Raw genomic sequence first — 8,848 nt, 5'->3', positions numbered from 1 at the left:
CGCTAGCCTCAGGCCATCCATCCGCGGCAGCCCCTGTCGTAAACCGGCAGGGGTTGCTTATTGGTGGTAGGCCCGCCAGTGAACCAGCGGGCCTTTGAGTTGGCATCCCAACAGATTGAACCTTACCGCCGCCGGGCCAATTTAAGCCCGGCGCCGTACTTGTCCCGGCTCGCTGCAGCCACCACTAGGATGAGGCACTGATGTCTGACGACGACGCACTCAAGCAGGAAACGTGCGCTCTTCAACAGATGACAGAGGCTGAACGTAAACTTTTGGTCGGCCTCGAAGAGTTCATCAAGGGCAAGGTCGCGCTAGGCGTGCCCAGAGAGCGCGCCTACGCCATAGTTGCGGAGATATTATACGCTCGGCAGGTCAGAGCTCGCGATCGACGCCGCACGTTTAGGGTCGTCTAAGGCGTCCCGGGAGCGGATAGGCCCGGCGGCGTGCACCAGCGGGCCTGAAACCTTCCTCGGTTTCGTGCGTAGGACCTATATCCGAGGTTTTTGTTAATTCCCATCTCGGGGCTGGAAATGAACACCGCCGCCGGGACATGTATTGGAGCCCGGCGGCGTATTTCCTTCTCTGTTTCCTTCACCTCCTGGCATGAGCCGTCAGTCACCCCGGTCACGCTTCCTGCGCGTTCAGCGCCGCCTCTGCCCTGCTCGAATCCGGCTCCTACGCCCTGCTCTGCTCGATCACTCCTGGATGCCAGCGCCCGTGAAGGCGGCGAAGGTGTCGCGCAGCCAAGCGCGGACGTAGCCGACCAGGATTCGCGACTCCGCCGTCTTGCACCTCGGTGCAGGCGCGCTCGCCAGCACCGACGTCCAGTTCACAGAGAGTTTCGAGATCGACGGGCGCGAGATGTTTGCCCATGCCCGCAAGGTCGTGCTCGAAGGCGTCGTATCCAAGGTGTGCGACAGCGTGTACCCGGTCGGCCGCAGCAATATTTGGGTCAAGAAAACCTGTGCCCAGCGCGAGACGCTCACCATCGCCGTTCGGCCTCGATGAGGGCAAGTGGGACGGCATGTATCTCGGTCGTCGCAAGGCGAGGATCTGGTTTTTGCCGTCAAGGTCGACCACGGCTTTGAAGACATCGGCCGCCAAGTTGTGCGAGAAGCTTCGACCGCTCGTCCGCAAGACACCGCCCTATGCCAAGCGGATCGCGCACTGGGGCATCTGGGTCGAGCCGAAGGTGCTTGCCGAGATCGAGCATCGCGCCAAGTCCGCCGATCCGTTCTTCAAAGGTCTGGAGGAGTTTTGATGCTCTCATGTCGGCGGACGAGCCGACCGTCCATCTGGTCGCCAACGACTTTGGACAGGCTGGGCCAAATCTCTTTCGCCGCGGCACCCGGACCGTGGCTTACGACCGTGGAAGAGCTGAGGATTTGGCCGATCAATTGCCATATCCCTTTGCTCGTGCGGAAGAATGCGGCCGGGGTGCGAAGGAGTGGATATCCTCTCGATTTCATTGCCACGCACAACCCACATGCACGATGGAAAACACGCACCCGTTGCGCAGAAATGAGCTCCGAAGCTTCTAAGCCGCCTTTCGATCGAGAGCTTGGTCGGTCCCAGTCTAGCTTCAGAAATCCCAAAAAGCCGACGTGTTGCCATTGTTCCGCACGATTAATTAGACAACTTCCTTAGTGCCATTTAAGAGCGCTAGCTAGGACGCGGACTCATTAAGGCGCAGCCACAACCGGATTGACGCGAGTTGAACAAATGCAAGGTAGTTGGCGGCGAGCCTGTCGTAGCGTGTCGCCACCCGACGGCATTGCTTGATCCTGTTGAAGAACCGTTCGACTTGATTGCGAGCGCGGTAGAGGTACGGGCTAAAGCAGATCGGATCGTTGCGATTGCTTTTCGGCGGGATGTTGGCCCACGCGCCCTTCTTCATGGCAAGCTCCCTGATCCAGTCGGCGTCATAGCCTCGGTCGGCGAGCAGCATTGATCCGGATTTAAGACGAGACAGCAGTTTTCCGTAGTCGAACGTCGTGCGCCTCGCCGGGACTCAACGCCAGCCGTACAGGCAGACGATTGCCATCGACCACCGCGTGGATTTTGCTCGTCCAGCCGCCGCGTGACCTTGCCATCGATTGGCGCTGGTTCCTTGTGATGCAGGCCCCATGTTGATGCACGCGAACAATAGACGTGTCGATCATCTGCACGGCAGCATCATGAGCGCCAGCCAGTGCACTCATGAGCTTCGCCCACACGCCCGCCCGCCGCCAGCGAACGAACCGATTGTAGCAGGTCGTGTACGGACCGAAGCTTTCTGGCAGGTCGCGCCATGGTGCTCCAGAGCGCAAGACCCAGAAGATGCCATTGAGGACACGACGGTCATTCACTCGTGGCACGCCGCGCGGCTTATTCGGCAGCATCGGCTTAATGGCAAACCACTCATTGTCTGTGAGTTCGCAGCGCATGATTCGGCCCTTCCGTCTGGTGGCTTGAATCATGGCTCGGCGCTCAGGCTCAACTGGTCGCTATGCACCCGAAAGCGGACCTATTATGCTCATCTTGAGTTTTGTCGTTCATGACCCTTAGCGGACCTTCACCCCTCAGGCACGCCGGCCAATCGCAAACCCTCACAGATGCGCTCCCGCCCAGCAAGGTAAGTTGGGTTGTCGCTCAGTCGTGTTGCAAGTACGCGCTGGATAGTAAAGTCTGGGTCGAGCGCAAGTCCCGTCTTCACGGCGGCTCGCGCTTCATCGAGAGCACCAAGCAGACCAAGGGCAGCGGCCAGTCCAAAATGGCCGAAAGCAAAGTTGCGGTTCGCCTCAATACTTCGGCGTAGCCAACCGACGGCTTCGGCGTTCACGCCGAGCTGTATCTTGGCCACGCCGGCAACGGTCATCCATGCGGCAGCGCCACTGTCACGAGGAGAGAGACGGAGGGCATCGAGTATATGGCGTTCGGCCTCGGCAGGCCGACCCAAGTAGTATTTTGCCAACCCTATTGAACTATGAGCGAACGCCTCATTGCGATCAAGGCGCAATGCCTGTTCGCACTCAGCGATTCCTTGGACAGCGCGGTTGGTATAAATGTAGACGCCGCCCAAGATCATGTGAGCCGATGAATGGTCGGGTGCTATCGACAACGCTTCGATCACCTGTGTTTCAGCAACTGAAAAGCACGCGATGCGATCGTCAGCCAACAAACTAGAAGCCAATCGAAAGTTGCTCGCCGCCATACCGAGCAACGCTCCGACGCTTCGCGGATTGATAGCCGACGCACGTTCGAAAAAGCCGCGCGCTTGGATCAACTGCTTGGCGGTGGTCGCCTTGTACAAACATGCTTTGCCCTGAAAAGTTAGATCCGTTGCGTCGGGATGCATCGACCTCTCTGCCAGCCGCGCCTCTACCGCTATCAGCTTGCCTTTCAGTGTGTTAGCGAGCTGCGATACGATCTCGTCCTGCATGCCGAACAGGTCGGCGTCGGGTTTGTCAAAGCGGTCGGCCCATAGATGCGCGCCGGTTTCGGCGTCGATTAGCTGCACGTTGACGCGAAGTCTGCCGTCGCGGCGCTGCACGGAGCCTTCAAGCACGTACCGAACGTTTAGTTCGCGACCGACCTGCTTCAGATCAGCTGCTTTGTCCTTGTAGGTGAATGCGGTGTGTCGGCCGATAACGAATGATCCACTGATGCGTGACAGGTCCATAGTCACACTCTCGGTCACGCCATCGACGAAGTAGTCTTGCTCGGGATCACCGCTGAGATTGGCGAACGGCAGTACAACGATGGAAAGGCGAGGTGCTGAATTTGGAGGCGGCTTCATGCCGCCGCTGTGCGCCGCCGAGCTAGCCGGCTCAACTGCGAGCCTCTGGGCTTCCTGCACCGTACCTACGAAGCGGAAACCTTTGCGCGGCAATGTTTTTATTAGGCGTTGCTTCTCGCCCGTGTCACCGATTGCGCTCCGAGCGGCGTTCAAGCGGGTCGTCAGCGCGGCCTCAGAAACGATACGTCCGTTCCAAACGGCGTTGATGAGGTCGTCCTTGCTGACGACGCGCTCCCGGTTTCGGATCAGATAATCAAGCAGATCGAACACCTGAGGTGTGACAACAATCATATCTGTTGCGCGGTGCAGTTCGCGCCGGTCCGTATCCAATGCGTAATCCTCAAAAAGATAGCGCAAGCTGTCATCCTTTTTGGGGCATCTTTGAAGCGCAAAGAATAAGCTGCCTGTGAGGAAAATGTAAGCCAGCCGTTAAGCGCGCCAGTGGATGTGTCGAGGCTAAACCAGATCCCACCGACGTCCGAAGAGGGAACGGAATAGCACCTCTGAGGCGGCGCATGAGTCCGGTTATGGCCGATTGTGTTGCAAAAGTCGAAAGTTGCAGGGCTCAAGATTTTTCGCGAAAACACTAAGCAGCGAGCGATCGCTGATTCGTATGACCTCAATCGCGCTAACGAAGTCGCCTGTGAATTTTGCGTGAGGCCGTGAGGTCCCCCGCATCTTGTACGCGAAAATCGCGCCCACGGCCCGCAGAATTTTGGTCATCGGCGAAAATCGACTTTTGCAACAATATCGGCCCTTCCCGGACATCGTGGAACGTCCGCTTCTGCGTCGCTCTTGAGGGCTCAGCGGACATCGCGGATTTATGTGTAAACGCTCCAGCTGAAAGAGGCCGCAACTGAGACGGCCTTACAGGCGCGGCGCCAGGTAGTCGAGAAACTTGAAAAACCCGTAGAGGGTGAGAGCGGTTACAGCCGCGAAGGCGACAATCATCGTCGCCCATTCGCATTTGGAAAATAGATTGAAGTCAAACATAAGGAGCCCTTGCCGAAGAGCTGACGCCGAGAATGTAAGGCCGTTTCCTACCGAGGTGGCCTCACGCTATCTGGTCTTCCCAAATGCGCCTGTGGCATTTCTGGCACTCGAAAACCTGAACCTTCTTGCTCTTGCCTGGATCGAATATCTCAAACGTCAGGAACAAGTCGTCCCCACAATGAGGGCACGAAGGGTATGGGCCTCGGTCTTGCGGTTGAGCTTCTTTGCCTGCGTCTGTCATCGTTGGTCGGCACGCTCCCGTTCCTCCAATGCCGAACCAATACCATGACCAACGGTTCCCTAAGCGATTTAGATCACTGCATTTTTCTACTAAGCCACTGAGCCCGGAAACAGGCCAGTACCGCCGCCTTGGACCGGCGGGCGGGAAGAGGCCGCCAACTGAGGCGGCCTTACTTCAAGTGGGGGCTCTTAGGCCGGGCGAGTTTAGCCATTCACCTATATGAGAGCCGGTCTCGGCTTGCCGTGCTTTCCTTTCGACAATTTTGCGCAGATCGCCATACGGAAGCAGTTCGGCTTGTTCACGCAGGCGCTTCGCCTCTTCGGCGAAATACTCTTCAAGGGTGGTTTGTGTGAAACGGCATCGCTGCATGGCGCTGCTCCTTTCTAGAGGAGGCGGGAGCGCGTGATGGCGTTCTCATCACCGATGGGAGCCGGAGGCCGCGCGGTGATAGGTTTTTGTTAACACCTATGGCAGTCCGAATCTGAGCAAAATTGACCAGCGCCCCCCCCCAAACATATCGGCCCGCCAGCGTGAACCGGCGGCTGCTTTTCCAAAGCTACGGCCGGCGCGAGGCGCGCCCGGCGCCGTCTGTCAGGTCGAGGCTATGGCACGCCCATTGCAGAATTAGAGCTAACTGGGATTTCAGTGCTCAGTTTGAGAATGAGGCGCTGCCGGGACATGTATTTCGAGCCCGGCAGCGTTCTATTTTAGGACTAACGGGACACCCGACAGCAGAACGATCCTGAGGGCGTCGCGTTCAAGTATCAAGTATGATGTAATTGTCCCCAAGCTTGACCCGGTCGGTAAGCGGACGGCCGACTGAGGACGCTCGCTAGAAGACTACGGACGCATCGCCAAAGTCATTGGCTGGATTTGTCCCGAAACCCGAAAGTGGGTCCGCCATCATTCTTCTTTTCCTACGGTGCTTCGCCAGCGCCCGCGCTAACTTCAGATTGAGCGGTAAGCTTCGCAAGGGAGTGCGCCCATGACTAAACCGATCGAAATTGATCCGCTGATACTCTGTCCAACCTGCAAGGTGGAAATGCGCCTATTCGGGATCGAAATGGAAAGTCCGCTCCGCGATCTATTCAGCTTTGAGTGCCCCAACTGCGGAAAGATCGAGGCGAGAAGCCTTCTGGTAGCGCTGCCCAGTGAGCCGAAAATTTCAAACTGAGACCTACTATTTTCGCGGGGATGAGGTCCTGCATGCGAGCAATGAAGTGCTGTCCTGCCTGTAGCAGGATTCCTGAAGGTTCCTTCAAAATCTTCAGATGCAATGACTGCGGCAGCGTCTTCTGCGGCAGTTGTGGACGCTGGACCAGCCGGACGACCTTCGCCTGTCCAGCCGATGAGGACCACCATCGCGACACGGCGATAGGGTTCATCAAGAACATTTCAAAATGAGACACTACCATCGGATCTTCTCGATGATGGCCCGCTGGGTATGGATGTACTCTTAGATGATCTGCCGGGCCTCCTCCTCGCGCAGCGGCTCGGGAAGCTGGGGCTTTGAGGGCGGTTCCTTGTCGGACATGAGCAGACCGCCTCTCTTCTCGGTGCTGGCGATGGAATACCGAAACACCAACGATCGATGCAAAGTGGCCCCGGCCCGGGTCTTGAGCCCCTCGAGCGGCGGCTTCCACCTGAATTTGTAGGGCAGATTTTTTTCTAACCTGAGTTAGTTTTTTCTTTGCCCAGCGTCGACTACCCAATTTTTCTGCGCGTAGAGCAAGGGGTCGGCCGGGTGGTTCAACAACTGGGACTGGAGGATTGGGCCTGGCAAATCGCCGCCGACGTGTATCGCTTGAATCTGTATAGCCGACTCACCGGACGAGCGGCCCCGGGGGGCGCCGTATCAGACGAACAGCTTGCCAGAGCAATCCGCGAAAGCTTCACTCAAACGAACGACGCCGCTTATCGAGAAATGGTTGAGTTAGCGACCGATGCCGCTTTATCGGCCTACGATCGTGTCGTCTCACGCAATGTCAAACAGGCGCGCGCTCAACTAGCGAACTAACGGCTCGTCGGCGGATGATGACTAGCCTGCCCGCAAGAGAAACCCGCCGACCTTGTGAGCCGGCGGGCTTATCTCTACCGCCTCTGCCGCCGGTGGTGCGTCATCAGCCAAGCGGCTGCCCTACGAGGTGACTCGACATCATTGCGGCCGACTACTCCGTACCCGAAACAGAAGTCGCAAAGGTGCGAGGGAGGCTCAAGCACCATGATCTGTTGTGCTTCGCCGAGAAGTACCGCATCAGCCTCGACTGGCCGATCTTGGCGACCTGAAGAGGCTCGTTCGAACGATCGTCGCGAGGCGAACATGAAGCGCCGGCGTCGAGCACACAGGAAGCGCGACCGGCAGCGCTCTGATCCTGGTCGCTGAAGGTGGAGGCCCGACGATGTTCGCCCGCATCGGGGTCATGCTGGCATTGAACCGCCACCACGTCCCGGAGTTTAACCGAAGGGAAAGGAGTCGCATTGGGGCCGGCGCAAGCTGAAGAGGGACCAATGACCGTCCTTGTGTACGTGAACACCGCCAAACAGGTTGTCGATGCCGACCATATCAAGCTCTTCGCCTCGGTCGAGGCCGCTGAAAGGTGGTTCGAGAATAATGACCCGGAGGGCGTCGCCTTCGAATACGACGTTCTGGAGTAGCCCGTCCCGGCGGGCTTCTTTTTACGCACTCTGCACAACATTTGTGCTCATCTATCGGCACACAAGGGCGTTCATAGTTTGCGGGTCCTTGGTGCGACACCTCGTTCGCGCGAGCCTCGCGCCATCCATCCGCGAGCCCCCGCTCTAACGGTGGGCGGGGGCTTCGCTTTGGCATCCGTTGGACATCATGTTCCATGCCGCTGTTTTCGTTCAAGCTCATCAATTCCCACTTTGTTTCGGATTTTGGAGCGCATGACCTGCCGAGCGAAACGGACGCACAGATAGATGCAATCAGGCTTGCTCGGTCACTGCGCAAAACTCGCCCGGAGCTGGTAGGCCATCGCTATTCGATCTTCGTCAGTGACGATGATGGCAGAGCCGTGTGCACCATTCCCCTGGATGTTATCTTGTGACGGGGCTGATCGGCCCGCCAGCGTGAACCGGCGGCCCTCGTGGTCAGTGCTGGGCGCGCGTCGCGAGCGTTGGTCGCGCTTTCCGTGCGACAGCCGGCCTCATTTGCTCTTCCCTTCGCGTGGATTGTCACCCGCACTGCCGCGGCTGATGTAGCGGGCGCCGCCGCCATTGCCGCGATAGATGCCGACGAGAACGGCGAAACTCAATTAGCTTGTTCTAGGAACGTGGGACGCCTAGCGTAGCTTAAATGATGCTGAGTGGAGCGGCCCCGGCATTACATCAAAGCGCCCCCCGGCCGGTGGCCGTCTCCCTGAACGGCTGTTCCCGGGCGAATGGCGACGGGCATCTCAGTGAAACCCGATCATTGATGGGCGGCGGCTCCCGACCACGCGACCATGTTTGCGGGCAGGTCGCCGGCGTGAACCGGATGTACCGAAGTGTTGTCACCTAGCCACTAAGGTTTTCTGCAGACGTCTTGCCTCGGTTTCCCCTCTATTCGTAGCTGAGCTTGGCGCTTCGTTGAGAGTGCTCAGTCCCGCCCTTTCGACGGCGGAGATGTGCACGACAGCACGATTCGGAATCTGCTGGAACGATCGCATAGACCCGATTTGATGTCTGACATTGGGGGCAAAGCAGAAGTATCCGCCACTTCCGAGTTTGACCCGAATGTATGGTCCGGCCGTGCGTAGCAAGAGGTTCATCGATCAGGTGGTGAGTGGTCTTGCATCAATGTATCCGGCCTTTGATTGGAGCATTCGCTCCGGGCC

Annotated in this window: 8 protein-coding genes and 2 pseudogenes; 6 read left to right on the top strand and 4 right to left on the bottom strand. The window is 58.2% G+C overall.

The genetic code is table 11. The features are described from left to right. Positions 1 to 200 precede the first annotated feature (200 nt). The gene (locus QJT78_RS45990) at positions 201 to 413 is read left to right on the top strand and encodes a hypothetical protein (RefSeq protein ID WP_038976660.1); all 213 of its coding nucleotides are present in this window, start codon (positions 201 to 203) and stop codon (positions 411 to 413) included. Between the two features lie 403 nt (positions 414 to 816). Beyond that, positions 817 to 1,261, top strand: a pseudogene (locus QJT78_RS45985) (DNA ligase); the annotation flags it as partial. Positions 1,262 to 1,666: 405 nt separating this feature from the next. On the opposite strand, the gene QJT78_RS45980 reads toward QJT78_RS45985, so the two are convergent. The 3 genes from QJT78_RS45980 to QJT78_RS45970 all read right to left on the bottom strand — a co-directional run bounded on the left by QJT78_RS45980 (position 1,667) and on the right by QJT78_RS45970 (position 5,381). Then, positions 1,667 to 2,426, bottom strand: a protein-coding gene (locus QJT78_RS45980) for an IS5 family transposase (protein ID WP_240537841.1) whose coding sequence is annotated in 2 segments (ribosomal slippage) — positions 1,667 to 1,976 and positions 1,975 to 2,426 — 762 coding nt in all. Because the reading frame shifts where the segments join, the coding sequence is not laid out codon by codon here. 128 nt (positions 2,427 to 2,554) lie between these two features. Further along, complete coding sequence (locus tag QJT78_RS45975; protein ID WP_028154405.1) at positions 2,555 to 4,135, bottom strand: winged helix-turn-helix domain-containing protein; 1,581 nt, start codon at positions 4,133 to 4,135, stop codon at positions 2,555 to 2,557. Between the two features lie 1,051 nt (positions 4,136 to 5,186). Continuing rightward, positions 5,187 to 5,381, bottom strand: coding sequence for a hypothetical protein (locus QJT78_RS45970; protein ID WP_080586926.1), 195 nt, complete (start codon positions 5,379 to 5,381; stop codon positions 5,187 to 5,189). 616 nt (positions 5,382 to 5,997) lie between these two features. On the opposite strand from QJT78_RS45970, the gene QJT78_RS45965 reads away from it, so the two are divergent. From QJT78_RS45965 to QJT78_RS45950, 4 genes are all read left to right on the top strand, one after another. Beyond that, the gene (locus QJT78_RS45965) at positions 5,998 to 6,186 is read left to right on the top strand and encodes a hypothetical protein (RefSeq protein WP_028154560.1); all 189 of its coding nucleotides are present in this window, start codon (positions 5,998 to 6,000) and stop codon (positions 6,184 to 6,186) included. 516 nt (positions 6,187 to 6,702) lie between these two features. After that, entirely contained in the window at positions 6,703 to 7,029 is a 327-nt protein-coding gene (locus QJT78_RS45960; RefSeq protein WP_244433219.1) for a hypothetical protein, read from the top strand. Between the two features lie 491 nt (positions 7,030 to 7,520). Next, positions 7,521 to 7,667, top strand: coding sequence for a hypothetical protein (locus tag QJT78_RS45955; RefSeq protein WP_193376008.1), 147 nt, complete (start codon positions 7,521 to 7,523; stop codon positions 7,665 to 7,667). Between the two features lie 194 nt (positions 7,668 to 7,861). Further along, positions 7,862 to 8,080, top strand: coding sequence for a hypothetical protein (locus QJT78_RS45950; protein ID WP_028154626.1), 219 nt, complete (start codon positions 7,862 to 7,864; stop codon positions 8,078 to 8,080). Between the two features lie 493 nt (positions 8,081 to 8,573). Here the strand turns inward: QJT78_RS45950 and QJT78_RS45945 are convergent. Beyond that, positions 8,574 to 8,644 (bottom strand): annotated as a pseudogene (locus QJT78_RS45945) (cold-shock protein); the annotation flags it as partial. Between the last annotated feature and the right edge of the window lie 204 nt (positions 8,645 to 8,848).

This window comes from Bradyrhizobium sp. Mp27, assembly GCF_029953005.1.
Lineage (GTDB): Bacteria > Pseudomonadota > Alphaproteobacteria > Rhizobiales > Xanthobacteraceae > Bradyrhizobium > Bradyrhizobium barranii.
This window is presented reverse-complemented; position numbering and strand designations above follow the sequence as displayed.